General features: G+C 69.3%; 23 protein-coding genes and 1 pseudogene. 13 read left to right on the plus strand and 11 right to left on the minus strand.

What is annotated here, in order from left to right:
* Positions 1 to 33: 33 nt before the first annotated feature.
* Both ACW175_RS04530 and ACW175_RS04535 read left to right on the plus strand, forming a co-directional pair.
* Positions 34 to 738: an HAD family hydrolase gene (locus ACW175_RS04530; RefSeq protein WP_492103454.1), complete on the plus strand. Its 705-nt coding sequence runs from the start codon at positions 34 to 36 to the stop codon at positions 736 to 738.
* Between the two features lie 15 nt (positions 739 to 753).
* A pseudogene (locus ACW175_RS04535) lies at positions 754 to 891 on the plus strand (hypothetical protein); the annotation flags it as partial.
* On the opposite strand, the gene ACW175_RS04540 reads toward ACW175_RS04535, so the two are convergent.
* The 3 genes from ACW175_RS04540 to manD all read right to left on the minus strand — a co-directional run bounded on the left by ACW175_RS04540 (position 858) and on the right by manD (position 4,299).
* Positions 858 to 2,006, minus strand: a complete 1,149-nt coding sequence (locus ACW175_RS04540) for an acyltransferase family protein (RefSeq protein ID WP_492103455.1) — start codon at positions 2,004 to 2,006, stop codon at positions 858 to 860. The pseudogene ACW175_RS04535 and the gene ACW175_RS04540 overlap by 34 nt on opposite strands.
* Before the next feature lie 165 nt (positions 2,007 to 2,171).
* Positions 2,172 to 2,921, minus strand: a complete 750-nt coding sequence (locus ACW175_RS04545) for a FadR/GntR family transcriptional regulator (protein ID WP_492103456.1) — start codon at positions 2,919 to 2,921, stop codon at positions 2,172 to 2,174.
* Positions 2,922 to 3,087: 166 nt separating this feature from the next.
* Positions 3,088 to 4,299, minus strand: a complete 1,212-nt coding sequence (gene manD / locus ACW175_RS04550) for a D-mannonate dehydratase ManD (RefSeq protein WP_492103457.1) — start codon at positions 4,297 to 4,299, stop codon at positions 3,088 to 3,090.
* 196 nt (positions 4,300 to 4,495) lie between these two features.
* Between manD and ACW175_RS04555 the strand changes: the two genes are divergently transcribed.
* The 5 genes from ACW175_RS04555 to bamJ all read left to right on the plus strand — a co-directional run bounded on the left by ACW175_RS04555 (position 4,496) and on the right by bamJ (position 11,683).
* A complete protein-coding gene (locus ACW175_RS04555) occupies positions 4,496 to 6,610 on the plus strand; it encodes an alpha-glucuronidase family glycosyl hydrolase (protein WP_492103458.1) in 2,115 nt (704 codons plus the stop codon).
* Between the two features lie 238 nt (positions 6,611 to 6,848).
* Entirely contained in the window at positions 6,849 to 8,138 is a 1,290-nt protein-coding gene (locus ACW175_RS04560; protein ID WP_492104892.1) for an amidohydrolase, read from the plus strand.
* 122 nt (positions 8,139 to 8,260) lie between these two features.
* The gene (locus ACW175_RS04565) at positions 8,261 to 10,420 is read left to right on the plus strand and encodes an ATP-binding protein (protein ID WP_492103459.1); all 2,160 of its coding nucleotides are present in this window, start codon (positions 8,261 to 8,263) and stop codon (positions 10,418 to 10,420) included.
* A complete protein-coding gene (locus tag ACW175_RS04570) occupies positions 10,417 to 11,082 on the plus strand; it encodes a response regulator (protein WP_492103460.1) in 666 nt (221 codons plus the stop codon). The genes ACW175_RS04565 and ACW175_RS04570 overlap by 4 nt, the downstream gene beginning before the upstream one ends.
* An 85-nt stretch (positions 11,083 to 11,167) precedes the next feature.
* Positions 11,168 to 11,683, plus strand: a complete 516-nt coding sequence (gene bamJ, locus ACW175_RS04575; protein ID WP_492103461.1) for a BamJ family beta-barrel-assembly machinery protein — start codon at positions 11,168 to 11,170, stop codon at positions 11,681 to 11,683.
* A gap of 181 nt (positions 11,684 to 11,864) precedes the next feature.
* On the opposite strand, the gene rutA is transcribed toward bamJ, so the two are convergent.
* Genes rutA through rutB form a run of 4 tightly spaced genes read right to left on the minus strand, consistent with a single transcriptional unit; the run spans position 11,865 to position 14,864 of the window.
* Positions 11,865 to 12,923 carry a pyrimidine utilization protein A gene (gene rutA, locus ACW175_RS04580; RefSeq protein WP_492103462.1) on the minus strand — a complete coding sequence of 353 codons (1,059 nt, stop codon included), beginning with the start codon at positions 12,921 to 12,923 and terminating at the stop codon, positions 11,865 to 11,867.
* Positions 12,924 to 12,927: 4 nt separating this feature from the next.
* The gene (gene rutD / locus ACW175_RS04585; protein ID WP_492103463.1) at positions 12,928 to 13,740 is read right to left on the minus strand and encodes a pyrimidine utilization protein D; all 813 of its coding nucleotides are present in this window, start codon (positions 13,738 to 13,740) and stop codon (positions 12,928 to 12,930) included.
* Between the two features lie 4 nt (positions 13,741 to 13,744).
* Positions 13,745 to 14,134, minus strand: a complete 390-nt coding sequence (gene rutC / locus ACW175_RS04590; RefSeq protein ID WP_492103464.1) for a pyrimidine utilization protein C — start codon at positions 14,132 to 14,134, stop codon at positions 13,745 to 13,747.
* A gap of 10 nt (positions 14,135 to 14,144) precedes the next feature.
* On the minus strand, positions 14,145 to 14,864 hold the full coding sequence (gene rutB / locus ACW175_RS04595) for a pyrimidine utilization protein B (protein WP_492103465.1): 720 nt from the start codon (positions 14,862 to 14,864) through the stop codon (positions 14,145 to 14,147).
* 109 nt (positions 14,865 to 14,973) lie between these two features.
* Here rutB and rutR point away from each other — a divergent pair, with 109 nt between their 5' ends.
* From rutR to ACW175_RS04615, 4 genes are all read left to right on the plus strand, one after another.
* The gene (rutR, locus tag ACW175_RS04600) at positions 14,974 to 15,729 is read left to right on the plus strand and encodes an HTH-type transcriptional regulator RutR (protein WP_492103466.1); all 756 of its coding nucleotides are present in this window, start codon (positions 14,974 to 14,976) and stop codon (positions 15,727 to 15,729) included.
* Positions 15,730 to 15,792: 63 nt separating this feature from the next.
* Positions 15,793 to 17,460 carry a sensor histidine kinase gene (locus tag ACW175_RS04605; protein WP_492103467.1) on the plus strand — a complete coding sequence of 556 codons (1,668 nt, stop codon included), beginning with the start codon at positions 15,793 to 15,795 and terminating at the stop codon, positions 17,458 to 17,460.
* 165 nt (positions 17,461 to 17,625) lie between these two features.
* Complete coding sequence (locus tag ACW175_RS04610) at positions 17,626 to 19,221, plus strand: flavin monoamine oxidase family protein (protein WP_492103468.1); 1,596 nt, start codon at positions 17,626 to 17,628, stop codon at positions 19,219 to 19,221.
* 5 nt (positions 19,222 to 19,226) lie between these two features.
* Positions 19,227 to 19,661 carry a c-type cytochrome gene (locus ACW175_RS04615; RefSeq protein ID WP_492103469.1) on the plus strand — a complete coding sequence of 145 codons (435 nt, stop codon included), beginning with the start codon at positions 19,227 to 19,229 and terminating at the stop codon, positions 19,659 to 19,661.
* Between the two features lie 160 nt (positions 19,662 to 19,821).
* Here the strand turns inward: ACW175_RS04615 and ACW175_RS04620 are convergent, their stop codons facing one another.
* The 3 genes from ACW175_RS04620 to ACW175_RS04630 all read right to left on the minus strand — a co-directional run bounded on the left by ACW175_RS04620 (position 19,822) and on the right by ACW175_RS04630 (position 22,437).
* Positions 19,822 to 20,295 (minus strand): SRPBCC family protein, encoded by a 474-nt coding sequence (locus ACW175_RS04620; RefSeq protein ID WP_492103470.1) that lies wholly within the window; start codon positions 20,293 to 20,295, stop codon positions 19,822 to 19,824.
* A complete protein-coding gene (locus ACW175_RS04625; protein WP_492103471.1) occupies positions 20,292 to 20,615 on the minus strand; it encodes an ArsR/SmtB family transcription factor in 324 nt (107 codons plus the stop codon). The genes ACW175_RS04620 and ACW175_RS04625 overlap by 4 nt, the downstream gene beginning before the upstream one ends.
* 238 nt (positions 20,616 to 20,853) lie before the next feature.
* A complete protein-coding gene (locus tag ACW175_RS04630; RefSeq protein WP_492103472.1) occupies positions 20,854 to 22,437 on the minus strand; it encodes an aldehyde dehydrogenase (NADP(+)) in 1,584 nt (527 codons plus the stop codon).
* Positions 22,438 to 22,556: 119 nt separating this feature from the next.
* Here ACW175_RS04630 and ACW175_RS04635 point away from each other — a divergent pair, with 119 nt between their 5' ends.
* Positions 22,557 to 23,456: an oxygenase MpaB family protein gene (locus tag ACW175_RS04635; protein ID WP_492103473.1), complete on the plus strand. Its 900-nt coding sequence runs from the start codon at positions 22,557 to 22,559 to the stop codon at positions 23,454 to 23,456.
* On the opposite strand, the gene ACW175_RS04640 is transcribed toward ACW175_RS04635, so the two are convergent.
* Positions 23,453 to 24,205, minus strand: coding sequence for an SDR family NAD(P)-dependent oxidoreductase (locus tag ACW175_RS04640; protein ID WP_492103474.1), 753 nt, complete (start codon positions 24,203 to 24,205; stop codon positions 23,453 to 23,455). The genes ACW175_RS04635 and ACW175_RS04640 overlap by 4 nt on opposite strands.
* Positions 24,206 to 24,675: 470 nt before the next feature.
* On the opposite strand from ACW175_RS04640, the gene ACW175_RS04645 reads away from it, so the two are divergent.
* Positions 24,676 to 25,995, plus strand: coding sequence for a DNA-packaging protein (locus tag ACW175_RS04645; RefSeq protein ID WP_492104893.1), 1,320 nt, complete (start codon positions 24,676 to 24,678; stop codon positions 25,993 to 25,995).
* The last annotated feature ends 18 nt before the right edge of the window (positions 25,996 to 26,013 follow it).

The raw sequence follows: 26,013 nt of genomic DNA on the forward strand, positions 1-26,013 counted from the left end.
CGACCGCCGAGCCGTTTTGCTATGGCTGCCTCAATGAGCACCATCACCACCGTCGGCGTCGACGCCGACGACACCCTCTGGCACTGCGAGAGCAAGTTCCGGCTTTCCCACGCGCGCTTCCTGGACCTGCTGTCCGACCATGGCGACGCCGAGAAGATCGAGAGCCAGCTGCTGGCCGTCGAGAAGCGTAACCTGCGGGTCTATGGCTACGGGGCCAAGGGCTTCACCCTGTCGATGATCGAGACGGCGCTGGAGGTCACCGACGGCCGGGTCGACACCCGGGTGATCCGCGAGATCCTGGCCGTGGGCCGCGAGATGCTGACCGAGCCGATCGAGCCGCTGTCGGGCGTCGACAAGGCCCTGGCCGAGCTGTCCGACCGCTACCGCCTGATCCTGATCACCAAGGGCGATCTGCTGCACCAGGAGCAGAAGCTGGCCTCTTCCGGGCTGGGCGACTACTTCGTGGCCGTCGAGATCGTGTCGGAGAAGGACGCCGGGACCTACCGCCGGGTGTTCGACCGCTACGGCACGGGCGCCGAGCAGGCTGTGATGGCCGGGAACTCGATGCGCTCGGACATCCTGCCGGCGCTGGAAGCCGGCTGCTGGAGCGCGCTGATCCCCTATCCCCTGGTCTGGTCGCACGAGGCGGCCGAAGCGCCGGTGGGGCACGCGCGGTATGCGGAGCTGGGCAGCATCAGTGAGCTGCCGGGGTGGGTGGATCGGATCGCGCAGGGCTGATCGAGTTCTCTTGGACCCTCTTCTTTAGGGAGAGGGAGGGGCCCGCCGCGTAGCGGGGGGAGGGTGAGGGGTTACAGCGGCAGCCGGAGTGCCGGCACGCCGTCGAACCTCGTAACCCCTCACCCCAACCCTCTCCCCATGGGAGAGGGGGCTTCTTTGGGCGGTTTGCCCATCCTAGCCAACGCATCCCGCGCCGGCCGCTCGAACCCGATCAGCGACAGGTACGCCACCGGGATCAGCAGGATCACCCACAGCAGGCACCACAGCCGCATGGCGTCTCCATTCAGCCCCCACATCCCCAGCCCCACCCAGTTCAGCGCGATCTTCAGGGCGATCGGGTGCAGCAGGTAGAGGCTGAAGCTGAGCTGCGCCCACGGGGCCAGGGCCTTGCTTACCCCGCCCTGGACGCCCGCCGCGTCGGCCGCGACCCCGGCCAGGCCGACGGCGTAGACCAGGAGGAGCAACGAGGTCCGCGACGCGCCGGCCCAGGAGGCGACGAAGAACGCCGCCAGCAGGGCCCACATCACGAAGCGGGCGAAGGGCAGTTTCGCCAGCACGTCCTTCAGTTGGAACGCCAACATGCCCAGCATGAAGCCGGGCACGGCGCGGGCGACGCCGAAATCGTAGGTCCACTGCGAGAAGGTCTCGCCGGTGCGCGAGATCCACAGCAGCAGGGCCAGGCTTCCGAACGCCACCAGAGCGGTCGCCCGCCAGCCGCGCGCGGTGATCCAGAACAGCAGCGGCAGGGCGACATACATTCCCATCTCGGCGCTGATCGCCCAGCTGACGAAGTTCCAGGTCTGGGCGTGGCAGGTCCCCCAGGCGTGGATGAACAGCACGTTCTGGGCGATGCACGAGACGTCGTAGCGCGACGGATCCCGCTCGTTCAGCACCCCGGCCCAGCCGAGGGCGGCGATGGCCACGAACACCAGCAGGGTCGCCCAGTGCAGCGGCCCCAGGCGCGCGACGCGCTTCTGCAAGAAGTCGCGGTACTTGGCGAGCGTGGTCAGGCGGCCGGTATAGATCGCGGCCATGACGTAGCCGGAGATCAGGAAGAACAGGTCCACGATCAGGCTGAAGCTCTTGATCGTATCGTCGGCGGCCTGCCAGCGGCCGTCCAGATTGATGAAGCGGTTGAAGTGGAACACCACGATCATCAACGCCCCGACGATGCGCAGGGCGTCGAGGTGCAGCATCTGGTCGGAGTCGGGTTTCAGGGCGGGGAAGCGCATGGTGCTAGCTGTGCCACGGAGCGGCGAGCGCGTCATGGAGTTCGTCTCTCCTCCCCCTCTGGGGGAACCGCCGAACGGCGGTGGAGGGGGTTAGCCGTGGCGCTATTCAGGCCTGAGCGGTCCCCCTCCGTCTCGCCGCGTATTCGCGTCGATCCACCTCCCCCAAAGGGGGAGGAGAGGGAAGGTGCGCGGCCCTGGGTCCTAAATCGCCACCCTTTTCGCGATGGCGTTCCTTCGCGCCTTCGTCTCCTGCTGGGCCTTCTGCACGGCCTCGGTCTCGGTGGCGTGCAGAAGGTGGTCGATCACGCGTTCCAGGTGGTCGCGCATCGCCTGGCGGGCCGCCGCAGGATCACGCGCCTTCAGGGCGTCGACCACCCGGCGGTGCTCGACGATCCGGGGCTCCAGCCCCATGCCGCGGGCGCGGGCCAGGATGTTGCGGGCCAGGGACGAGCGGTTGCGCCAATCCCAGAGGTTCTCGACCGTGGCGATGATCGCGCCGTTGCCGGTGGCCCGGGCGATGGTCAGGTGGAAGTCGCGGTCGGCGTCCTCGCCCCGGATCTCCTCCTCGACGCGCATGCGCTCCAGCAGGCCTTCCAGCTCGCCGATCTGCTCGTCGGTGATCGAGGTGGCGGCCAGGGCGGCGGCCTCGCCCTCGAACAGGCGGCGGGCCTCGATCAGCTCGAAGGCGCCGATCTCGAAGTCGATCTCGGCCGAGGGCGCCTGGGGGCGGACATTGCCGGTGACATAGATCCCTAGCCCGTGGCGGGCCTCGATCATGCCCAGCATTTCCAGGGCGATCATCGCTTCGCGCAGGGTGGGGCGCGAGACCCCGAACTGTTCGGCCAGCTCGCGCTCGGTCGGCAGGCGGTCGCCGATCTTGTACTGCCCCGCCTCGATGGCGTCGGCCACGGTGTCGGCGATCTTTCGGTAGAGCTTGACGTTGTCTGACATGGGAGGCGGAGGCTCGAAAGGACGCATGCGCCCAGATGGGGCGGTCTCGGGACCCTGGTCTCCTAACACGGAGACCGGGGCGAATTGTCCTATTTTTCGCGTTATCCGCCCAGGAGGTCAGGCTTGCCCAGCCTTCATGGTTTGACCCGACGGCCTGACCAGGGCCTCACCAGTCGTGCATCGAGCCGTCCAGGCGGCGGGCGATCGGCAGATAGGCGCGCTGGTAGGGGTATTTGGCCGCCAGGTCCTCGTCGATATCGACCCCCAGGCCCGGCGCCTCGCCCGGGTGCAACATGCCGTCGCTGAAGGTGTAGGCATGGGGGAACACCGCGTCGGTCTCGGGCGTGTGGCGCATATATTCCTGGACGCCGAAATTGGGGATCGACAGGTCGAAGTGCAGGGCCGCGCCCATGCAGACCGGCGAGAGATCCGTGGCCCCGTGGCAGCCGGTCCGCACGTGGTGCAGGTCGGCGAAGCTGGCCAGCTTCTTCAGGTGGCTGATGCCGCCGGCATGGACCACGGTAGCGCGGATGTAGTCGACCAGCTGCTCCTCGATCAGCTGCTTGCAGTCCCAGACCGAGTTGAAGATCTCGCCGACGGCCAGCGGCGTGGTGGTGTGCTGGCGGATCAGGCGGAAGCTGGCCTGGTTCTCGGCGGGGGTGGCGTCCTCCATCCAGAACAGGCGGTAGGGCTCCAGGTCCTTGCCCAGGCGGCCGGCCTCGATCGGGGTCAGGCGGTGGTGGACGTCGTGCAGCAGATGCAGATCATCGCCCAGGCGGGCGCGGGCGGCTTCGAACAGGGCCGGGGTCGAGCGCAGGTAGCGCTCGGTCGACCAGATCGTTTCCTTGGGCAGATCGCTGTCGGCCGGCTCATAGAACATCCTGTCCTTGGAAACGCCGTAGGTGCCGCTCATGCCCGGCACGCCGGTCTGCAGGCGGATGGCCTTGTAGCCCTGCTCGGCGTAGTGGGCGGCGTTGTCGAGGGTCTCTTCGATCGTCTCGCCATTGGCGTGGCCATAGACCATGACCCCCGTGCGGCAGGCGCCGCCCAGCAGCTGATAGACCGGCAGGCCGGCGATCTTGCCCTTGATGTCCCACAGCGCCGTATCGACGGCGGCGATGGCGGCCATGGTCACCGGGCCGCGACGCCAATAGGCCCCGCGGTAAAGGAACTGCCAGATGTCCTCGATCTGGTGAGCGTCGCGGCCGATCAGGCAGGGGATGACGTGCTGGGTCAGATAGGCCTCGACGGCCAGCTCGCGGCCGTTCAGCGTGGCGTCGCCGATGCCGTACACGCCCTCGTCGGTGATGATCTTCAGGGTGACGAAGTTGCGCCCCGGGCAGGTGACGATGGTCTTGGCGGCGATGATCTTGGGCATGGGACGCGAGGACCTTGGGGGCGCGGGGTTTGAAACCGGGGACCAAAGATCGAGGACGCGCCGTTGTCGCGGCGCGGCGTCCATCTTCCTCCCCGCCTATCGATGTACCGGTACCATGAGGGTTGTCAATCCAGTGGTCTGACCACTATGACTGAGGTCACCCGACCTTTTCGAAGTCGGGACAGGGAGTGAAACGATGCGTTTTCTGGCGCTGATCCTGGGGCTGGTCCTGATCGCCCCCTCCGCCCGGGCGGAGGACGGCTACGACCTGTGGCTCCGCTATCGGCCCGTCGAGGCCAGCGCCAGGCCGGCCTACGCCGCCCGGGCCGCCGCCATCGCCCCCGCCTCCGCCACCCCGACCCTGAAGGTCGCCCGCGCCGAGCTGGAGCGCGGCCTGACTGGCCTGGTCGGCAAGCCCGCCACCGCCGCCGCCGGCGCCCGCGACGGGGTGATCCAGCTGAAGTCCGGCGGCGCGGACCCCGCGCTCGGCGACGAGGGCTACCGGATCCGCACCCAGGCGGTAAACGGCAGGAAGACCACCGTCATTTCGGCCAATACGGACATCGGCGTCCTCTATGGCGTGTTCCGCTACCTGGAACTGATCCAGACCCGCCAGGGCGTCGACAGCCTCGACATCACCTCGGTTCCCAAGGTCAAGCTGCGGATGCTGAACCATTGGGACAACCTCAACCGCCACGTTGAGCGGGGCTATTCCGGCCAATCGATCTTCGACTGGTGGCGGCTGCCCGGCCATGTCGATCCGCGCATGGTCGACTACGCTCGCGCCAACGCCTCGATCGGCATCAACGGAACGGTGCTCAACAACGTCAACGCCAAGGCCGACAGCCTGACGCCGGCCTATATCGCCAAGGCCGCCGCGCTGGCCGACACGTTCCGGCCCTATGGGATCAAGGTCTATCTGTCGGCCCGCTTCTCGGCCCCCATCGAGAACGGCGGCCTGAAGACCGCCGACCCGACCGACCCCGCCGTCGCCGCCTTCTGGAAGGCGAAGGCCGACGAGATCTACAAGGCCATTCCCGATTTCGGCGGCTTCCTGGTGAAGGCCAATTCCGAGGGGCAGCCGGGGCCTCAGGACTATGGCCGCACCCATGTCGACGGGGCCAACATGCTGGCCGATGCGGTGGGCCCCCACGGCGGCGTCGTGATCTGGCGCGCCTTCGTCTATTCGCACGAGCAGCCCGACGACCGCGCCAAGCAGGGCTATTCGGAGTTCAAGCCGTTCGACGGCCAGTTCCGCGACAATGTCGTCATCCAGGTCAAGAACGGGGCCATCGACTTCCAGCCGCGCGAGCCGTTCCACCCGCTGTTCGGGGCCATGCCGAAGAGCAACCTCGGCATGGAGTTCCAGATCACCAAGGAATATCTCGGCTTCTCCACCCACCTCGTCTATCTCGGCCCGCTGTTCGAGGAGACCCTGCGCTCGGACACGATGGCCCACGGCAAGGGCTCGACGGTGGCCAAGGTGATCGACGGGTCGCTGGACGGCCACAAGCTGACGGTGATGGCCGGGGTGGCCAATATCGGCTCCGACCGCAACTGGTCCGGATCGGAGTTCGACCAGGCCAACTGGTACGCCTTCGGCCGCCTGGCCTGGGACCCGGAGGCTTCGGCCCGGGATATCGCCGTCGACTGGACGAAGATGACCTTCGGAAACGATCCGCGCGTGGTGAAGCCGGTCGTGGCCATGATGATGGGCTCGCGCGAGGCGGCGGTGGACTACATGACCCCGCTGGGCCTGCACCACCAGATGGGCGAGGGGCATCACTACGGCCCCGGCCCGTGGGTGTCCGGCGGCCCGCGCGCCGACTGGACCAGCGTCTACTACGCCAAGGCCGGGCCGGACGGGATCGGCTTCGACCGCACGCCCTCGGGCAGCAACGCCACGGCCCAGTACGCGCCGACGGTGGGGGCCTGCTTCGCCGACCTCAAGTGCGTCGACGAAAAGGACCTGCTGTGGTTCCACCACCTGCCCTGGGACTATCGGCTGAAGTCCGGGGACACCCTGTGGGACGGGATGGTCAAGCACTACGGCCGGGGCGTCGCCTATGTCGACGGCATGGAGAAGACCTGGGCGGGCCTGGCGCCCTATGTGGACGCTCAGCGCCACAAGGAGGTCGCCGACTTCCTCAAGATCCAGCGCGACGAGGCTCAGTGGTGGCGCGACGCCTCGGTGGCGTGGTTCGGCAGCTTCGCCAAGCGCCCGCTGCCGCCGGGCGAGAAGCCTCCGGCCAAGAGCCTGGAGTACTACGAGAGCCTGAAGTTCCCCTGGGCGCCGGGGAATGGGCAGTAGTTTTCCGACAATTCTTGTCATCCCGGAAAGCGCGTAGCGCTTGTCCGGGACCCAGGGGGTGAGGGAATGCTGTGCGCGCCGCCCCTGGGTCCCGGACAGCCTCTGCGAGGCTTCCGGGATGACAAGTTTTGGGACGGCGGGGACTGGCGGATGAGGGCTCGGCATGCGTCAGTCAGGGGACTCACCGCCCTCGAGACCTCGCATGAAACTCCTCGTCACCACGGCCCAAGCCGCGATCATGGCCGCGTTCCTGGCCACGACCGCCTACGCCGCGCCCCTCAATGTTCCGGCCACGCTGAAGACTATCGACGCCCAGCTGGACCGCGACTACCCGGCGCTGGACGTCCTCTACAAGGACATCCACGCCCATCCGGAGCTGGGCTTCCAGGAGGTCGAGACCGGCAAGAAGCTGGCCTCCCAGATGCGGGCCCTGGGCTTCACGGTGACCGAGGGCGTCGGCAAGACCGGCGTGGTCGCGGTGTTCAAGAACGGCGACGGGCCCAAGATCCTGGTTCGGACCGAGCTGGACGGCCTGCCGATGCAGGAAAAGTCGGGCCTGCCCTACGCCAGCCAGGCCACCGCGATCTATCGCGACGAGAAGACCTTCACCGCCCACTCGTGCGGCCACGACATCCACATGGCCGCCTGGGTCGGCACGGCCAAGCAGCTGGTCGCCCTGAAGGCCAAGTGGAAGGGCACGCTGGTCTTCATCGCCCAGCCCTCGGAGGAGACGGTCGGCGGCGCGCGAGCCATGCTGGCCGACGGCCTGTTCGACAAGATCGGCGGCAAGCCGGACTACGGTTTCGCCCTGCATGTGGGCAACGGCCCGGCCGGCGAGGTGGCCTGGAAGGCCGGGGTGCTGACCTCGACCTCGGATGGCCTCGATATCACCTTCAACGGGCGCGGCGGTCACGGCTCGATGCCGGCCACCACCATCGACCCGGTGCTGATGGCGTCCCGCTTCACCGTCGACGTCCAGAGCGTGATCAGCCGCGAGAAGGACCCCGCCGCGTTCGGCGTGGTCACGGTCGGCTCGATCCAGGCGGGCAGCGCCGGCAACATCATCCCCGACAAGGCCCGCATCCGCGGCACGATCCGCACCCAGGACAACGCGGTGCGCGAGCGGATCCTGGACGGCGTCCAGCGCACGGTGAAGGCCGTGACCGACATGGCCGGCGCGCCGCCCGCCGACGTCAAGATCACCCCCGGCGGCAAGATGGTGGTCAATGATCAGGCCCTGACCGACCGCACGGCGGTGGTGTTCAAGGCCGCGTTCGGCAAGAACGCCGTGGTCCAGGACAAGCCGGGCTCGGCGTCCGAGGACTATTCGGAGTTCGTGATCGCCGGGGTGCCTTCGGTCTATTTCGGCATCGGCGGCTATGACCCGGCCGAGGTCGCCAAGGCCAAGGCGGAGGGCCGCCAACTGCCGTCCAACCACTCGCCGTTCTTCGCCCCCACGCCCGAGCCGACCATCCGCACGGGCGTCGAGGCCATGACCCTGGCGGTGCTGAACGTCGTGGGGAAGTAGGGGCGGGAGGAAGGCAACCCCCAGAACAGGGGGTGTCTTCATAACGACGTTCCGTGAAGGTTGCGACGACGCCGGTCCTGTCCCAAGGTCCGACGGTCCTCAACTGTTTCCGTAAAGGCCGCATGCGCGCCTCTTCCCCCACCACCCTGTTGCTCGGCGTCGTCCTGCTGTGCGTGGCGACGGCGCTGATCGGCGTCTGGATGGCGATGACGCCGGCCTGGCTGGGCGCGGACTTCACCGCCAGGCCCGACGGGGCCGTGGCGATCACGCGCCTCACGCCCGGTGGGCCGCTGGCCCGTGTCGGGGCCAAGGTCGGCGACCGCCTGGCCGGGGTTGGCGGCGACCGCGCCGCGCCCGCCCTGCGGGCCTCCGAGATCGGCGGCCTCGACACGCCGGCCACCCAGACCCAGGCGCGCGAACAAGCCCGCCGCGAGGACGCCTTCGCCCGAGCCCTGAGCGCCGAGCCCCGGATGCTGCGCCTGGCGGGTCAAGACGGCGCCCAGCGGGTCGTGACCCTGGACAGCCGCGTCCGGCCGCTGTCGACCCTGGGCGCGGAGTTCTGGGCCAATCTGGCGTTCGGCCTGATCGCCGCCCTGATCGTCGGTTGGGTCTGGGCCCTGCGGCCGCGCGAGCTGTCGACCCAGCTGTTCGCCCTGACCGGCCTATCCATGCTGGCCTTCACCTTCGGCTGGGCGGTCAGTTCCAGCGTCGAGCTGGTCATGGACGGGACGCTGGCGGCGATCGTCGCGCTACTGAACATGTCCGGAGCGGTGGCCTATGGCGGGGCGATGATCGCCTTCTTCCTGGCCTATCCCAAACGGGTGACCCGGCTGCCGGTCATGCTGCTGGCGCCGCTGTGGGTGCTGGCCTGGGCGCTGACGCCGCTGCTGCCCGGCAATCCGTCGGTCGAGAGCACGGGTCAGGCGATCACCTCGATCGAGATGGCCCTGATCATCGTGGCGATCGCCGTTCAGGCCTTCGCCAGCCGCAAGGACCCCGCCGCCATGGCCGCCACCCGTTGGCTGGGCCTGTCGGTGATCGTCGGGGCGGGGGCCTTCATCGGCAATGTCGCCGTGCCCATCGCGCTGGGGATGCGGCCGTTCCTGGACCCGCGCTTCTCGCTGGGCTTCTTCGTGATCATCTATGTCGGCATGGCCGTGGGCCTGCGCCGCCACCGCCTGTTCGAGCTGGACCAGTGGGCGTTCCGGATCCTGTTCTACCTCAGCGCCGGCGCGGCCCTGCTGGCCCTGGACGGCTTGTTGATCACCGCGATGGGGACCAGTCCGCAGGCGGCGCTGGGCGTGTCGCTGCTGATCGTCGCCTTCGCCTACCTGCCGTTCCGTGACGTGCTGTGGCGGCGGACCCTGGGCCGCAAGACCCTGAAGGATCACGAGATGTTCGCCGCCGTGGCCCAGGTCGCCCTGATCCACGGGGCCGAGGCGCGGGCGGACGCCTGGAAGGCCTTGCTGTCCAAGGTCTATGAGCCGCTGGAGATCACGCCGGCCCTGGCGACCCGCGCCAAGGCCGAGATCCTCGACGAGGGCGTGGCCCTGGGCCTGCCCGCCGCCGCCGGGACCACGGCCCTGATCCTGCGTTTCCCGTTCCGCGGGCGGGGCCTGTTCGGTACGGCCCAGGCCCAGCTGGCTGACCAGCTCGTCGCGCTCCTGTCGCAGATCGAGGAAGGCCGCGACGCCTATGCCCGCGGGGTGGTCGAGGAGCGCCTGCGCATCGCCCGCGACCTGCACGACGACGTCGGGGCGCGGCTGCTGTCGGGCCTGCACCGCCAGGACCTGCCCCAGACGCGCGAGGCCGTGCGCGGGGCGATCGGCGACCTGCGGGCCATCGTCTCGGGCCTGTCGGGCCAGGACCTGCCGCTGGAGGCGGCGCTGGCCGACCTGCGCCACGAGACCGCCGAGCGGCTGGAGGCGGTCGGCATCGCCCTGGACTGGCCGCCTGTCGAGCTGGCCGATCCGGGCGTGACCGCGCCCTATCGCGTCTACAAGAACCTGACCTCGGCCGTGCGCGAGGTGATCTCCAACGCCATCCGCCACGCCGGCGCGACCACGGTGGCCGTCACGATCCACGAGGACGCCGGCCGGCTGGAGCTGACCCTCAGCGACGACGGCGTCGGCCTGCCGCGCGAAGCGGGCGGACGCCGCAGCGGCCTGGCCAATCTGGAACGGCGGCTGGGCGAGATCGGCGGCACGGTGGACTTCCCTGAAACCCCGAAGGGTACGGTGGTCCGCCTGTCGACGCCCGTGGATGCGAGCGCCCCGGCATGACCCTTCCCCAAAACGCCCCTGGCACCGCGCTTGTCCTCGAAGACCAGTCCGAGACCCGCGAGCACCTGCTGGCGGCCCTGTCCGAGGCGTTCCCCGGCGTTATCGCGCGCGGCGCGGCGGACCTGGCCGAGGCGCGCTCGTTCCTGTCCGATGGCGCGCCGGACCTGGCCCTGGTCGACCTGGCCCTGCCGGACGGTCGCGGCGTCGACTTCCTCCGCGATCTGGCCGAGCGCTCGGGCGGGGCGACGCGGTCGGTGGTGGTGACCATCTATGCCGACGACCACCACCTGTTCGACGCCATCGCGGCCGGGGCGGGGGGCTACCTGCTCAAGGACATGGGCCGCGACGAGCTGGTCCGCTATCTGCGCCGCCTGGAAGCCGGCGAGACCCCGCTGTCGCCGGCCGTGGCCCGGCGGATGCTGGACTACTTCCGGGCCCGGCCGGTTCTGATCCAGACGGTCGAGCCCGAGGCGGCCCTGACCCCGCGCGAGACCGAGGTCCTGCGCCTGATCGGCCGGGGCCTGCGTTCGGGCGAGGCGGCCAAGGTGATGGGCGTCACCGAGCTGACCGTGGCGGGCTACGTCAAGGCGATCTACCGCAAGCTCAACATCTGCTCCCGGGCCGAGGCGGCGCTGGAGGCGCAGAAGCGGGGGCTGGTCTGAGGGGCCACCCAAAATTTCGCCGCGAAGTTCCGCTCAAGGGTCGCTACGGTGTCGCTCACTGACACCAGCGTTCGAAAGACCCTTGATGCGCCTTCTCGCCTCCCTGGCCGCCCCAATGGCTGCAATGACCTTCCTCGCCGCCGGTGCGGCCCATGCCCAGGTGACGCCCACCGCCCCGCCTCAGCTGAACGCCGGCCCGTCGGCCAACGCCCTGGCGGGCAAGGCCTTCCTGGAAAAGAACGCCAAGGCCCCGGGCGTCGTCACCCTGCCGTCGGGCCTGCAGTACAAGGTCGTGACCTCGGGCCCGAAGACCGGCCCGTCGCCCAAGCTCGGCGACATCGTCAAGGTCCACTACGAGGGCAAGCTGCTGGACGGCACGGTGTTCGACTCGAGCTTCGCGCGCGGCAAGGCGGCGATCATGCCCGCCGACGGCCTGATCCAGGGCTGGCTGGAAGCCCTGCCGAAGATGAAGGTCGGCGACGAGTGGACCCTCTACATCCCCGCCGAGCTGGGCTACGGCGCCCGCGACATGGGCGAGATCCCGCCGGACAGCGTGCTGGTGTTCAGGTTGCAGCTGATCGGAATGCTGGCGGTCGATTAGGACGGCGGCGCGAAGATGCTCCCGGATCTCTCCTCCCCTTTTGGGGGAGGTGGATCGGCGCGGATACGCGACGAGACGGAGGGGGACGGCGCAGGCCCCTTGGCGCGGCGCTGACCCCCTCCACCGCCGTTCGGCGGTCCCCCTCCCCCATAGGGGGAGGAGAGAGGACGCCCCGCTCGGCTTATTTCCGGCTCTTCATCAGGGGCTGGATCTTCTCCCCGAAGTCCTCGACGCCCCTCACGAAGTCGTCGAAGGTCAGCAGCACGCCGGCCGTGCCTGGCACTGCGGCGATCTCGTCCATCATCCTCGCGATGCTCTCATAGCTGCCCACCAGCGTGCCCATGTTGAGGTTCACCGCCGATTCCGGCGCGGCCAGCTGGGTGGTGTTGGTCGTGGCGCCGGCCTTGGCGTTCGGGGCCGCCTGCTGGGTCAGCCAGGCCAGGGCCTCCTGGTCCGCGCCGTCGCGGTACTTCTGCCACTTGGCCATGGCCTTCTCGTCGGTCTCGTCGGCGATGATCATGAACAGGATGAACGACTGGACGTCGCGGCCGGTTTTCTCGGCGGCCGCCTCCAGGCGCTTGTTGACCGAGGCGAAGGCCGTGGGCGTGTTGGTCCCCTTGCCCAGGGCGAAGCTGTAGTCGGCATACTGCGCCGTGAAGGCCAGACCCTCGTCCGACGAGCCGGCGCAGATCAGCTTGGTCTCCTTCGGGTGCGGGCTGACCCGGCAGTCGTCCATGGTGAAGTACTTGCCCTTGAAGTCCGAAACCCCGGTCTCCAGCAGGTCCTTCAGCACGGTCGTGTATTCGGCCAGGTAGTTGTAGCGGTCGGTGTAGTGCTCTTCGCCGGGCCACAGGCCCATCTGGCTGTACTCGGCCTTCTGCCAGCCGGTCACCAGGTTGATGCCGAAGCGGCCGGGGGCGATCGAGTCGATGGTCGAGGCCATGCGCGCCACGATGGCCGGCGGGATGGTCAGGGTGGCGACGGTGGCGAAGATCTTGATCTTCGAGGTCACGGCCGCCAGGCCCGACATCAGGGTGAAGCTCTCGAGATTGTGCTCCCAGAACTGGGTCTTGCCGCCGAACCCGCGCAGCTTGATCATCGAGAGCGCGAAGTCGAAGCCGTACTTCTCGGCCTTCTGGGTGATCTCTTTATTGAGCTCGAAGCTGGGCATATACTGCGGAGAAGTCTCCGAGATCAGCCAGCCGTTGTTGCCGATGGGGATGAAGACGCCGACCTGCATTGGGTTATTCCCCCTCTAGAAACTTGATGAGGCCTTCATTGAAGGTCTCGGGATCGGTGACGGTGAAGCCGTGGCCGCCCCAGGCGGCGACCTGGTAGTCGGCGTTGGGCAGGCGGCCGGCCAGGCGCTGGGAGCAACTGGGCGGCACCAGCATGTCGTCGGCGCTGGCGCTGATCAGGACACGGTGGGTGATCTCCTCCAGCCGCGCATCGACGTCGAAGGCCAGCAGGGCGTTGATCCGCGCCAGCATCACCTCGCGCTGCGGAAAGCCGGCGACATGGTGGTCCTCTTCGGCCTCGAGCCGGGCGTGGTTTCGCGAGATCCAGTCGGCCGGATAGAGGAAGATCGGCTGGGCGTGGACATAGGCTCTCGGGCCGCTGTCCTTCAACAGGTGGAGGCGGGTGGTAAAGCAGCGCTTGATGTGCGGATCGGGCCGCGACCAGCCGTTGACGACGACCAGCTTGGAGAGGCGATCGGGATGGGAGAGCGCCAGCGCCAGGCCCGCATTGCCGCCGGCCGCGTGGCCGACGATGTGGGCCTTGGGCAGGGCGAGGGCGTCCATGACCTTGACCATGTCGTCGGCCATGTCCTGGACGCTGTAGGGAGACGCCAAAGAAGAGGAAAGCTCGCGGACGCTGCGACCCGTGCCTCGGTGGTCGTACAGCACCACCGGCCAGCGCTCGGTCAGGGCCGCCATCTGCGGGGCCCAGAACGCGCCCGAACCGCCCAGGCCCGACGACAGCAGCACGACCTCGCGGCCGGCGACCGGTCCGCCGTGCAGCTCGTAGTGGAGGCCGTCGACCGTGCCGGAGGTCATGCGGCTACTTCTTCCCGATGTGCGCGACGGAGGCGATCTCGACCACGAAGCCGGGCTTCACCAGGCCGCACTGGATGCAGTAGCGGGCGGGTTTGTCGCCGGGGAAGTACTCGGCATAGACCTTGTTCATCGGCGCGTAGTGGGCCCAGTCGGTCAGGAAGATGTGGTTCATGGTCACGTCCTCCATCGTGCCGCCGGCGGTCTCGATGACGGACTTGATGGTCTCCAGCACCTGCCGGGTCTGGGCCTCGGCGTCGTCGGGGAAGGCGACGTTGTTGTCCTTGTCGAAGGCGAGCGTGCCCGAGACATAGACGATCCCGTCGGCCAGGGTCCCCGGCGAGAACGGGGCGATGGGGACGCCCGTGCCGGGCGGGGTGATGACGGTCTTGGGCATCTAAAGTCTCCTAGGTTTCCGGCGCCAGTTGCCCGAACGCCCCCTTGAAATCCGCCGTCGTCGAGACCCAGCCGAAGAAGCTCTCGATGTTGAACAGCGCCGCCTTCTGCACGAAGTCGGGGCCCGCCTGATGGGTGGCGTCCTCCAGCACGGTCCCGAAATATTCGAGGAAGAAGCCGTCGCGCAGGGTCGACTCGACGCAGACATTGGTGGCGATGCCGACGAACACCAGGTGGCGGATGCCGCGCGCCCGCAGCACGCTGTCCAGCTGGCTGTTGAAGAAGCCGGAATAGCGGGTCTTGTGCAGCTGGATGTCGCCCGGCTCGGGCTTGAGGTCGTCGACCAGCTCATAGTCCCACTGGCCCCGCGCCAGCAGCTTGCCCTGCAGCTCGGGCCGGGCGCGCATGGTCTTCAGGGCGTTGGACTTCCACCAGTTGGGCGAGCCCGGACCGCCGGCTTCCACGTAACTGTCGTCCCAGCCGTTCTGGAAATAGATCACCTGCATCCCGGCCGCGCGGGCCACGGGCAGGATGGCCTTGATCTCCTGGATCACCTTCGCCGCGCCCGAGATGTCGAAGCCGGCCAGGTCGAGATAGCCGCCCTTGGAGGCATAGGCGTTCTGCATGTCGATGACGATCACCGCCGTCGTCTTCGGGTCCACCGGGATCGGCTCGGGCCGCGCGGGCAGCATGAGCGCGCCAGGCGAAAGCGGGGTGATCGGAGAACTCATCGACGCGGCGCCTTGTGATGTCCAGACGGCATGGAATACCATTCGGAAGAACGTTGCAATCCGAACCGTTCGGTCCATGTTTGACCAAATGGTCCAAGTTCGAGAGTGCATGACCGACGCCGCCGCCCCCACCGTCAAGCCGCCGCGCAAGCCGGCCGTCAAACGGGCCTCCGGCGCCCGCGAGCTGGTCAAGGCCGCTCAAAGCGTGGGCGACAACGAGGCGACCGAAGCGCCCAAGGGCCGCCGCGCCCCGGGCCCTCGCGAAAGGGCCGGCGAGGCCCGCAAGGCGGCGATCCTGAAGGCCGCGCTGGGCGTCTTCGCGCGCCTCGGCCTGGACGGCGCCAGCGTCGAGGCCATCGCCCAGGCGGCCGGCATCTCCAAGGCCAACCTGCTCTACTACCATCCCACCAAGGACGCCCTGTACGTGGCGGTTCTGGAGCAGGGGCTATCGCTGTGGCTGGCGCCGCTGAGCCGCTTCACCGAGGGCGACGACCCCGCCGAGGCCATCGCCGCCCTGATCGACGCCAAGCTGGCGCTCAGTCGCGACCACCCCGAGGTCTCGCGCCTGTTCGCCCTGGAGATGCTGCGGGGCGCGCCGCTGCTGAAGCCGGTCCTGGCCGGCCCGCTGAAGGCGGTGTTCGACGCCAAGGTCGTGGTGATCCAGGCCTGGATCGCGGCCGGCAAGCTAGACCGGGTCGATCCGTCGCACCTGATCTTCGCGATCTGGGCCCTGACCCAGCACTATGCCGATTTCGCCGTCCAGGTGCGGGCCCTGACCGGCAAGACCTTGTCCGACAAGGGGTTCATGGACGAGACCCGCGCCGCCCTGACCGCCTTGGTCCTGGACGGGGTAAGAGGCCGTTAGCCATGCGCCGCGGCGCCACGTCACCTGTCGGGAAGGGCCATTCGCCCTCAGGGTGGCTCCGCCATGACGCAGCTCTCCCCCTCCCAGCAAGCCGACGCGCGGCCGATGCGCCTGATCCACGGGATCGTCGGCGCGGCCGCGGTGCTGGTGGTCGTCTCGATCCTGGGCAGCCTGGCCCTGATGCTGCTGGCCGCCCGCTCGGTGGACCGCGGCGACGACATCCATGACATCGCCCTGGTCCGTCGCACCGTCTCGCGCACCCTGGACCGCCTGGAGCGCGAGCTGACCTCCGCGACGGTGTGGGACTCGGCCTATGTGGCGATGGGCTGGAAGCCCGACCTGGCCTGGGGCGACGCCAATTTCGGGACCTATTATCGCCAGCAGTTCGGCCATGACGTGACCTTCGTCATGCAGTCGGGTCAGGTGGTCTATGCCGCCCAGACCGGCCATCGCGTTCCGGCGCGAGCGCTGGGCGATTTCCCGCGGCAAGCCGCCCGCGCGGTCGCCGACGTGGCCGCCAAGGCCCGGATCGCCCGCCGCGAGGGGCGGGTCAGCGCCGCTGGGGAAGTCACGCGAACCGGTCTGATGCGCGCCGACGGCCAGGTCTATCTGGCGGCCATCGCCGCCGTCACGCCCGAGAGCGCCGCCGGATCCCATCGTTACGACGGCCCGCCCGCGGTGGTCGTGACCGCGCGCCGCCTGGACAAGGCCTTCGTGCGCGGCTTCGCCGCCGATCTCGATCTGAAGGGCCTGGTCTTCGTCGATCAGCCGCGCGACGAGACGCCGCGCGTGGCCCTCGACGACATCTACGGCCGCCCCATCGGCGCCCTGGCTTGGGCGGCGAAGCATCCTGGCCTCTCGCTGCTGAAGGGCCTGGCCCCTTGGATCGCCGCCGGCTTCCTGGTGCTGACCGCCGCCGGCGCCATGCTGACCCACCGGGTGCTGGAGGCCCTGCGCACGCTGAAGGCCGGGCGTCTGGACCTGCTGGCCGCCAAGGACGAGGCCGAGGCAGCCAACGCCGCCAAGACCCGCTTCCTGGCCAATATGAGCCACGAGGTCCGCACCCCGCTGAACGGCGTGCTGGGCATGGCCCAGGTGATGGCCGCCGACACGCTGAGCGAGACTCAAGGCCGTCGCCTCAAGATCCTGCAGGAGTCCGGCCAGGCGCTGCTGGCCCTGCTGAACAGCATCCTCGACATCGCCCGCCTCGAGTCCGGCGCGGTGCGGCTGCGGACCGAGACGTTCGATCTGGCCGCCCTGGTCGAGGCCTCGTGCGCGGCCTTCTCCGGCGCGGCCATGGCCAAGGACATCGACCTGACCGCCGACATCGCCCCCGAGCTGCGTGGCCGCTGGGTGGGCGACCCGATGCGCCTGCGCCAGGTGCTGGGCAACCTGATCGCCAACGCCGTCAAGTTCACCGACGATGGCGGCGTCACCGTCCGCGTCCGCCCCACGGCCAAGGGCCTGCGTTTCGAGGTCGAGGACACGGGCCTGGGCATCGCCGCCCAGGATCTGCCTGAGCTGTTCAAGACCTTCTCCCAGGTCGACAGCTCCCTGACCCGCGCCCACGACGGGGCTGGTCTTGGCCTGTCCATCTGCCGCGAGCTGGTCGAGCTGATGGGCGGAACGATCGACGTCAACTCGACGCTGGGGCTGGGGTCCAGCTTCCACTTCGTCGCGCCGCTGATCCAGGCCGCGGCCGACCGGCCGACCTTGCGGGTGGTGGGGTAGGGCTGCACAGTTCCCACGCAACCGCGTCGTCAGGGCGCCGATAATTCGGAGTGTCGGTCACGACCTGCCGTCCTTGACCGTCTCACCCCTCGCCCAAACGCCCACCCCTGCTAGCCCTTGGCCACACCGTCCGTCGCGACGGTTCTGTTGGGGACGGACTCTGCAATGGAATTGGGTGTGAGGGCGCCAACCAGGCGTCAGCTTCTTTCGGCCATCGCCAAGGTCGGCGGCACGGCCGCGCTGTACCAGGCCATGACCACCCTGGGTCACGCGGCGGAGACCCAGTTCCACGGCCCGCCCAACCTGCAAGGCGCGCGGCCCGGCGCCAGCGTCATCGTGCTGGGCGCGGGCCTGGCCGGGATGCTGGCGGCGTTCGAGCTGACCAAGGCTGGCTACAAGGTCAAGATCCTGGAGTTCCAGAACCGCGCCGGCGGCCGCAACTGGTCGCTGCGGGGCGGGGACACCTACACGGAACTGGGCGGGGCGACCCAGAAGGTGGCCTTCTCGCCGGGCAACTATCTGAACCCCGGCCCCTGGCGGATCCCGCACCACCACCGCACCCTGCTGCATTACTGCAAGCAGTTCGGCGTGGCCCTGGAGCCGTTCATCCAGTTCAACCACTCGGGCTGGGTCCACTCGTCCCAGGCCTTCGGCGGCAAGCCGGTGCGCTTCAACACCGCCGCCGCCGACTTCGAGGGCAATATCGCCGAACTGCTCGCCAAGTCGGTCAACGCCAAGGCGCTGGACGACACGGTCACGCAGGAGGACCGCGACAAGCTGCTGGAGGCCCTGAAGGGCTGGGGCATGCTGGACAACGACTACAAGTATTCGGCGTCCTTGCGCGCCTCGTCGCACCGCGGCTTCGAGCGGCCGGGCGGCGGCGGGGTGAACGGCGCGCCGATCCCCTCCAAGGATCTCTATGGCCTGCATGACGTGCTGGACCCGCAGGTCTGGACCTCGATGGCCTTCTTCATGGGCCACGAGATGCAGACCACCATGTTCCAGCCGGTGGGCGGCATGGACATGATCGGCAAGGCCTTCGCCAAGCAGGTCGAGGGCCTGATCACCTACGGCGCCAAGGTCAGCAAGATCGCCCAGGACGATAAGGGCGTGGTGGTGACCTATGCCGACACCGCCACCGGCAAGACCACCGACGCCAAGGCTGACTGGTGCGTCTGCACGATCCCGCTGGGCATCCTGGGCCAGATGGACCTGCAGGTCACCGACGAGATGATGGCCGCCATCAAGGCCGTGCCGTACTCGGGCCAGGTCAAGATCGGCCTGGAGATGAAGCGCCGCTTCTGGGAAGAGGACGACTTCATCTACGGCGGCCACAGCTTCACCGACCAGGAGATCGCCCTGATCTCCTATCCAAACAACAACATGTTCAAGGACGGGCCGGCGGTGCTGCTGGGGGCCTTCGCCCGTGAAATGGGGGCCTATCGCCTGGCCGGCATGACGCCCGAACAGCGCATCGAGGTCGCCCTGGCGCAGGGCTCGGTGCTGCACCCCAAGAGCTACCGCCAGGAGTTCGCGAGCGGCGCCTCGGTGGCCTGGAGCCGGGTGCCCTGGACCCTGGGCTGCTGCGCTCGCTGGACCGACGACACCCGCAAGGAACACTACCAGACCCTGGTCGGCATGGACCGCCGGATCGTGCTGGCGGGCGAGCACGCCAGCTATGTCGGCTGCTGGATGGAGGGCGCGCTGCTGTCGTCCATCGACGCCATCACCCGTCTGCACAAGCGCGCGCTGGAGGCTTGAGGATCATGCGGAAGCTCATCTTGACGGCCGCGTTGGTCGTGGCGCTCCCCGCCGCGGCCCAGACCCCGGCCCAGGCCCCCGTCTCTGGCGGCGGCGACACCGGCGGCGGCATCGTCCGGGCGGTCAAGCCGGTGACCGGCGAGCAGGTCTATGGCGCGGTCTGCCAGGCCTGCCACATGGCCGACGCCAAGGGCGGGACAGGGGCGGGGACCATCCCGGCCCTGGCCAACAACCCCCGGCTGGCCGGAGCGGCCTATCCGATCATGATCGTGACGGGCGGCAAGGGCGCGATGCCGGGGTTCAGCGGGACCTTGAGCAACGCGCAGATGGCCGAGGCGGTGACCTATGTTCGGACGCACTTCGGGAACAGCTACGCCAAGCCGGTGACCGAGGCGGATGTGGCGAAGCTGGCCAAGCCGCCGAGCGCCGGGGGGCACTGAGGCGAGGCCGGTTCTCTCTCCTCCCCCTTTGGGGGAGGGGGACCGCCGGACGGCGGTGGAGGGGGACAGCGCCGCGCTATTGAGTCAGGACCAGCCCCCTCCGTCTCGCCGCGCTTCGCGGCGAGCCACCTCCCCCATGAAGGGGGAGGAGAGCCGTGCTTCAGCCTTCGACGATGGGGGCGATCGCATCCAGCTGCCACCGTATCCCGTGCTCGCGGCCTTCCGCCGAGTAATAGCCGTCCAGGAACGCCCCGACCTCGGTGATCACCACCCGCGTCTTGTCGCCCTCTGGCCGAAACTCGATGGTCGCCACCGAGGCCGAGGCCAGCGGCTCGCCGTGGTGCATCCAGTAGGCATAGACGATCCGCTCGCTGGGGATGATCTCCAGATAGCGGTTGTAGAACCGGTGCTTGGGTTCACCCGGCGGGCCGCCGATGCTGTGCTCCTCGCCGCCGACGCGGAAGTCGAAGCTCTGATCCGGCGGACCCCATTCGTCGGGCCCCTTGAACCATTGCTTCTTCTTCTCCGGATCGGCGAAGGCGGAAAACACCCGGCCCGGCGCGGCGGCATAGAGCCGCTCGACGACGAAGGTGGCGTGGATGGCGTTTCTTTCGACTTTAGAACTGGCGGTCATTTCGAGTCCCCATCTTCCGCGGCCCGGATCTCCAAGGAAAGGAAATCGCCCAGCCGGTCGAGGCGCCGCTCCCACTGGGTGCGCCTCTGGTGGATCCACTGTTCGGCGAGGCCGAGGACGTCGGGGTTGATCCGGCAGGTGCGCACCCGGCCGACTTTCTCCGAGGCCACGATCCCGCCGGCCTCCAGCATGGCCAGGTGCTGCATGACCGCCGGCAGCGACATGTCCAGCGGCCGCGCCAGCTCGCTCACCGAGGCAGGGCCTCGGCTGAGCCGCTCGACCATGTCGCGCCGCGCGGGGTCCGCGAGGGCTTGAAACATGAGGTCAAGCGAGGGCTGATGGTTAGGCATGTGGTTAAGTATCGGGGCGTGTAAAGATGGTCAAGTGGATGCTTAAGTGTTGGGGTTCTCCTCCCTCTTTGGGGGAGGCGGCGCGGCGCGGATACGCGCCGTGACGGAGGGGGACCGCGCGGGCCTAAATTGGCGCGGCGCTGACCCCCTCCACCGCCGTTCGGCGGTCCCCCTCCCCCAAGAGGGGAGGAGAAATGGAGTTCCCGGCCTAAGCCAGCTTCACCTTGCCATCGACCCGGCGCGCGATGCCCAGCGGGTTTTCCGTCCGCAGCTCCGCCGGCAGCAGCGCTTCGGGCAGGTTCTGGTAGCTGACCGGGCGCAGGAAGCGGGCGATGGCCAGGGTGCCGACCGAGGTCGCGCGGGCGTCGCTGGTCGCCGGGAACGGACCGCCGTGGACCATGGCGTTGGCCACTTCCACCCCGGTGCCGAAGCCGTTGACCAGGATGCGGCCGGCCTTCAGCTCCAGGGCCGCCAGCAGGGCGCCGGCGAGGGCGTGGTCGGCCTCTTCCAGGTGGAGGGCGATGGTCAGCTGGCCTTCCAGGGCGTCGATGACCTTGGCCAGCTCGGCCTGGTCGGCGGCGCGGACGACCACCGAGGCGGCGCCGAACACCTCCTCGTGCAGGTGCGGATTGGCCAGGAAGTCGGCGGCCTTGACGCTGAACAGGCCCGCGCGGCCGGTGTGGCTGCCGTCCGCGCCGGGCAGGCCGCGCGCCACGGTGGTGACCGCCTTGTCCGCAGAGAGGGCGTCGACGCCGTGGGCGAAGGCCTGGCAGATGCCGGGGGTCAGCATGACGGCGGCCGGAGCGGCCTCGACCACCTTGCCGGCGGCTTCGACGAAGGCGTCCAGCTCGGGGCCGTCGATGGCCAGGATCAGGCCGGGATTGGTGCAGAACTGACCGGCGCCCAGGGTCAGGGCGGACACGAAGTCCGGGGCGATCTTGTCGCCGCGCGCCTTGAGGGCGGCCGGCAGCAGGATGACCGGATTGATGCTGCTCATCTCGGCATAGAACGGGATCGGCTCGGGCCGGCCCTGGGCGACGGCCATCAGGGCCAGACCGCCGCGACGCGAACCGGTGAAGCCGGCGGCCTTGACGCGCGGATCGGCGACCAGGGCCACGCCCATCTCATAGCCGCTGTCGTGGATCATCGAGAACACGCCCGGGTGCAGGCCAACCGAGGCGACGGCGGCCTGGATGGCGCGGCCGATCAGCTCCGAGGTCCCGGGGTGAGCCGGGTGGGCCTTGACGATGACCGGGCAGCCGGCCGCCAGGGCCGAGGCGGTGTCGCCGCCGGCCACCGAGAAGGCCAGCGGGAAGTTGCTGGCCCCGAACACCGCCACCGGGCCCAGCGGCACGTTGCGCAGGCGCAGGTCGGGACGCGGCAGCGGCTTGCGGTCCGGCATGGCGGGATCGATGCGGGCCTCCAGGAAGCCGCCGTCGCGCAGAACGCTGGCGAACAGGCGTAGTTGGCCGGTCGTGCGGCCGCGCTCGCCTTCGAGGCGGGCGCGCGGCAGGCCGGTCTCGGCCATGACACGGACGATCAGGTCATCGCCGATCGCCTCGATATGCTCGGCGATAGCCTCCAGGAAGGTGGCGCGGGTCTCGTAGGGCAGGGACCGGTAAGGACCGAACGCCTCGGCGGCCAGGGCCGCGGCCTGGTCGATGTCGGCCTTGGTCGCGCCGCCGAACGCGGGCTCCAGGGTCTCGCCCGTCGCCGGATTGACGCCCTTGATCTCGCCGTTGGTTCCCTTGCGGCTTTCGCCGCCGATCAGAAGCTCGCCCGTCAGATGCACGTTCGTCGTCCCGCGGTTAGTGGTTTCAGTCGGTATAGATGGGAGCGCTAACATGACAAGTCCATGCGCGCATCGGCGGGATCAGGCGTAGAAAGGGCTGAACCGTGCCGGAGGCGCCCTTGAAAGCCCGTTTCGCCGACGCCGCCAAGGCCTTGATGGCCAAAACCCTGTTAGAAAGTCCGGGGGCGCCGCGCGTGGATTTTACCGTTCCGGCGGGCGAGCCGGCCCTGGCCGCCCCGGACTCGGTGTCGTGGCGGGTGTTCAAGAGCCCGGTCGCCTTGTTCGTCGGCGGGGTGACGGCGGTGATCCTGGAGCTGGCCGAGCCGCGCGTGCGGACCGGCGTGTGGGAGCATTCCAGCTTCCGCGCCGACCCGGTGGCCCGGCTGAAGCGCACGGGGCTGGCGGCCATGGTCACGGTCTATGGCGCGCGCTCGACGGCCGAGGCGATGATCGCCGGGGTCGGGCGCCAGCACGCGCGGGTCGGCGGCGTGACGCCCGGCGGGGAGGCCTACCGGGCCTCGGACGTGGCGCTGCTGGACTGGGTGCAGGCCACGGCCAGCTTTGGGTTCCTGAGCGCCTATCATAGCCTGGTCGCGCCGCTGTCGGCGACCGACCGCGACCGGTTCTACGCCGAGGCGGGACCGGCCGCGCGGCTCTACGGAGCCCTGGGCGCCCCGACATCCGAAGCCGCCTGGGAGTCCCAGCTGGCGGCGATGCTGCCGAGGCTGGAGCGGTCGGGGATCGTGCTGGAGTTCCTGGCGCTGATGCGCGAGGTCAGGGTCGCCGGGCCGCTGAGCCGCCTGCAGCATCCGCTGATCCGGGCGGCCGTGGGGCTCGTGCCAGGCGAGGTGAGGGCGGTGCTAGGGCTCGGGCGCGAATGGCTGCCGCGGCCGCTGGAGCTGCCGTTGATCCGCGCGGCGGCGAGGCTCGCCGACCGGACCCCGATCCCGGGCGCGCCGCCTTATGAGGCGAGCGTGCGGATGGGGTTGCCGGGGGCGTGGCTGTATCGCCGCCCCTAGATCGACTGCCCGTCGTCCACCGTGAACACACTCCCCGTCACCGCCCGCGCCGCGTCGGAGCACAGGTAGAGGGCCGTGGCGGTCAGGTCCTCCTCCGCCATCAGCCGCCGGCGCGGGAAGCCCGCCACCAGCTTTTGGCCGCCCTCGCTGTCGAACCAGTCGCTGTTCAGCTCGGTGCGGATGTAGCCCGGGCAGAGGACGTTGACGTTGATGCCCTTGCGGATCCACTCCCGCGCCAGGCTCTTGCCCAGCATGGCGGTGGCGGCCTTGGACGTGCAGTAGGCCGTCAGCCCCGGCAGCGCCTTGTGCGCCCCGATCGAGGCGACCAGCAGGATCCGCCCCCGCGCGCTGGCTTCCGAGCCGGCCTTGATCATCCGCCGCGCCCCCTCGCGGGCAGTCAGGAACACGCCCCGGGTGTTGACGCCCATGACCTTGTCGAAATCCTCGGCGGCGATGTCCAAGGCCAGGCCCTGGATGCTGATGCCGGCATTGGCGATCACCGCGTCGGGGGCGCCGAACCGGGCCTCGATGGCGTCATAGCCGGCGATGATCGAGCCCTCGTCCTCGACGTCCATCGAGAAGGCCGCCGCGTCGGGGCCGATCTCGGCGACCAGGTCGGCCAGCCGGTCGGCGCGGCGGGCGGCCACCGCGACCTTGGCCCCGGCGGCGGCGGCGCGGCGGGCCAGGTGCGCTCCGATGCCGGACGAGGCCCCGGTGATCAGCACGGTTCTTCCGCTGAGGTCGGTCATGGTCGCTCCCCTGTGTTCGTTGTTGCGACGCAGCATGTCGGCCGACCGCGGTCCTGTCGAGCCGCCCCTGGCGTCAAGCACGGGGATCGGAGCCGCTGAATCCCCGGCGTTGGCGAAACGGAAAGCCGTGAAATCAACGGCTTGTCACTTTTATGGTCCGCTGGATCATCGGAGCCCGCTGGCGCCGTACCTTTGTGTCATGGCCGGAAGAAGCGAAGAGATCGAAGCCCTGCTGGTCGCGGTCGAGGACATGGTGGCGGCGTTCTACGCTGTTTCCGTGGTCGAAGCCGTCGACGCCGCAGAGGGCAAGTCGGGCGAGGCCCGCGTCAAGGCCGCCGGAGAGATCTCCAAGGCCGGCCGTTACCTGAAACTGTTCCGTGGGACCGGGACGCGGGCCGTGAAGGCCATCGCCGCCCTGCCGGGTCGCCAGCGCGACACCGCCCCGGACGCCGAGGAGAGCGCGATGAATGATGACGACTCCCGATGGACCCCCGAGCGTATCGCCGAACTTCACGCCAAGGTGCGCGAGCGCATGGACAAGTTTGTCGGATCCCTCGAGTTTAAACGCATGGCTGCTCGCGAGCTCGCCAAGTCTGATCGAGCGGTGGCTGCCGACCCTGCGGTTCAGGGAAAACCATCAGCTCCCGCCCCCTGACGCCTGGGCAACCTGGCTGTTCCTGGGCGGACGCGGCGCGGGCAAGACCTTCGCCGGCGCGGCCTGGATGATCGAGCAGGCGGAGGCCGGCGGACGGCTGGCCCTGGTCGGACCGACCTTTCACGACGTCCGCGAGGTGATGATCGAAGGCCCGTCCGGTCTTCGCGCTCTCTCGCCGCCGGATGCCCGCCCCCGCTGGGAAGCCTCCCGCCGGCGCCTGGTCTGGCCCAACGGCGCGACGGCCTACGCCTTCTCGGCCGAAGACCCCGACAGCCTGCGCGGGCCGCAGTTCCACGCCGCCTGGGCCGACGAGTTTTGCGCCTGGCCCAAGCCCACCGAGACCCTGGCCATGCTGCGCTTCGGCCTGCGGCTGGGCGAGGATCCGCGCCTGGTCGTCACCTCGACGCCCCGGCCGATCAAGGCGCTGAAGACCCTGATCGCCGAACCGGGCGTGGCCATGACCCGGGCCGGGACTTCGGCCAATGCGAGCAACCTGGCGCCGGCGTTCCTGCGGACGCTGGAAACCCTCTATGGCGGCACGCGCTTGGCCGCCCAGGAGCTGGACGGGATCATCGTCGAGACCGACGGCGGCCTGTTCCGGGCCGAGGACCTGGCGCGCTGCCGGGCGGCGAAGCCGGCGCGCTTCGACCGCGTGGTGGTGGCGGTGGACCCGCCGGCCACCGCCACCGGCGACGCCTGCGGGATCGTGGTCGTGGGACGCCGCGACGACCGGGCCTTCGTGCTGGCTGACGAGACCGCGCGAGGCCTTTCGCCCGCCGGCTGGGCCGCGAGGGCCGTGGCCGCCGCGCGCGCCTGGACCGCCGCCGCCCTGGTGGCCGAGGCCAACCAGGGCGGCGACATGGTCCGCTCGGTGCTGGCGCAGGCCGATCCGCCGTGCCGCGTGAAGCTGGTCCGCGCGAGCGTGGGCAAGCGGGCTCGCGCCGAGCCGGTGGCGGCCTTGTACGAGCAGGGCCGCGTGCTCCACTGCGGCGCGTTCGTGGCGCTGGAAGAGGAGTTGATGGCCTTGGGCTCCGGCGATCTCGAGCACAGTCCCGACCGCGCGGATGCGCTGGTGTGGGCGGTGAGCGAGTTGATGCTGGGCGGGCGGAAGGCGCCGAGGTTGCGGGCGCTGTGACCCAGCACAGGCCCCCAC

Source organism: Caulobacter sp. FV1ye6ST (assembly GCF_058681225.1).

Coding starts and splice junctions, on each gene's coding strand:
- ACW175_RS04530 (WP_492103454.1), top strand. CDS start 34: ATGAGCACCATCACCACCGTCGGCGTCGACGCCGACGACACCCTCTGG.
- ACW175_RS04540 (WP_492103455.1), bottom strand. CDS start 2,006: ATGACGCGCTCGCCGCTCCGTGGCACAGCTAGCACCATGCGCTTCCCC.
- ACW175_RS04545 (WP_492103456.1), bottom strand. CDS start 2,921: ATGTCAGACAACGTCAAGCTCTACCGAAAGATCGCCGACACCGTGGCC.
- manD (WP_492103457.1), bottom strand. CDS start 4,299: ATGCCCAAGATCATCGCCGCCAAGACCATCGTCACCTGCCCGGGGCGC.
- ACW175_RS04555 (WP_492103458.1), top strand. CDS start 4,496: ATGCGTTTTCTGGCGCTGATCCTGGGGCTGGTCCTGATCGCCCCCTCC.
- ACW175_RS04560 (WP_492104892.1), top strand. CDS start 6,849: ATGGCCGCGTTCCTGGCCACGACCGCCTACGCCGCGCCCCTCAATGTT.
- ACW175_RS04565 (WP_492103459.1), top strand. CDS start 8,261: ATGCGCGCCTCTTCCCCCACCACCCTGTTGCTCGGCGTCGTCCTGCTG.
- ACW175_RS04570 (WP_492103460.1), top strand. CDS start 10,417: ATGACCCTTCCCCAAAACGCCCCTGGCACCGCGCTTGTCCTCGAAGAC.
- bamJ (WP_492103461.1), top strand. CDS start 11,168: ATGCGCCTTCTCGCCTCCCTGGCCGCCCCAATGGCTGCAATGACCTTC.
- rutA (WP_492103462.1), bottom strand. CDS start 12,923: ATGCAGGTCGGCGTCTTCATCCCCATCGGCAACAACGGCTGGCTGATC.
- rutD (WP_492103463.1), bottom strand. CDS start 13,740: ATGACCTCCGGCACGGTCGACGGCCTCCACTACGAGCTGCACGGCGGA.
- rutC (WP_492103464.1), bottom strand. CDS start 14,134: ATGCCCAAGACCGTCATCACCCCGCCCGGCACGGGCGTCCCCATCGCC.
- rutB (WP_492103465.1), bottom strand. CDS start 14,864: ATGAGTTCTCCGATCACCCCGCTTTCGCCTGGCGCGCTCATGCTGCCC.
- rutR (WP_492103466.1), top strand. CDS start 14,974: ATGACCGACGCCGCCGCCCCCACCGTCAAGCCGCCGCGCAAGCCGGCC.
- ACW175_RS04605 (WP_492103467.1), top strand. CDS start 15,793: ATGACGCAGCTCTCCCCCTCCCAGCAAGCCGACGCGCGGCCGATGCGC.
- ACW175_RS04610 (WP_492103468.1), top strand. CDS start 17,626: ATGGAATTGGGTGTGAGGGCGCCAACCAGGCGTCAGCTTCTTTCGGCC.
- ACW175_RS04615 (WP_492103469.1), top strand. CDS start 19,227: ATGCGGAAGCTCATCTTGACGGCCGCGTTGGTCGTGGCGCTCCCCGCC.
- ACW175_RS04620 (WP_492103470.1), bottom strand. CDS start 20,295: ATGACCGCCAGTTCTAAAGTCGAAAGAAACGCCATCCACGCCACCTTC.
- ACW175_RS04625 (WP_492103471.1), bottom strand. CDS start 20,615: ATGTTTCAAGCCCTCGCGGACCCCGCGCGGCGCGACATGGTCGAGCGG.
- ACW175_RS04640 (WP_492103474.1), bottom strand. CDS start 24,205: ATGACCGACCTCAGCGGAAGAACCGTGCTGATCACCGGGGCCTCGTCC.
- ACW175_RS04645 (WP_492104893.1), top strand. CDS start 24,676: ATGACGACTCCCGATGGACCCCCGAGCGTATCGCCGAACTTCACGCCA.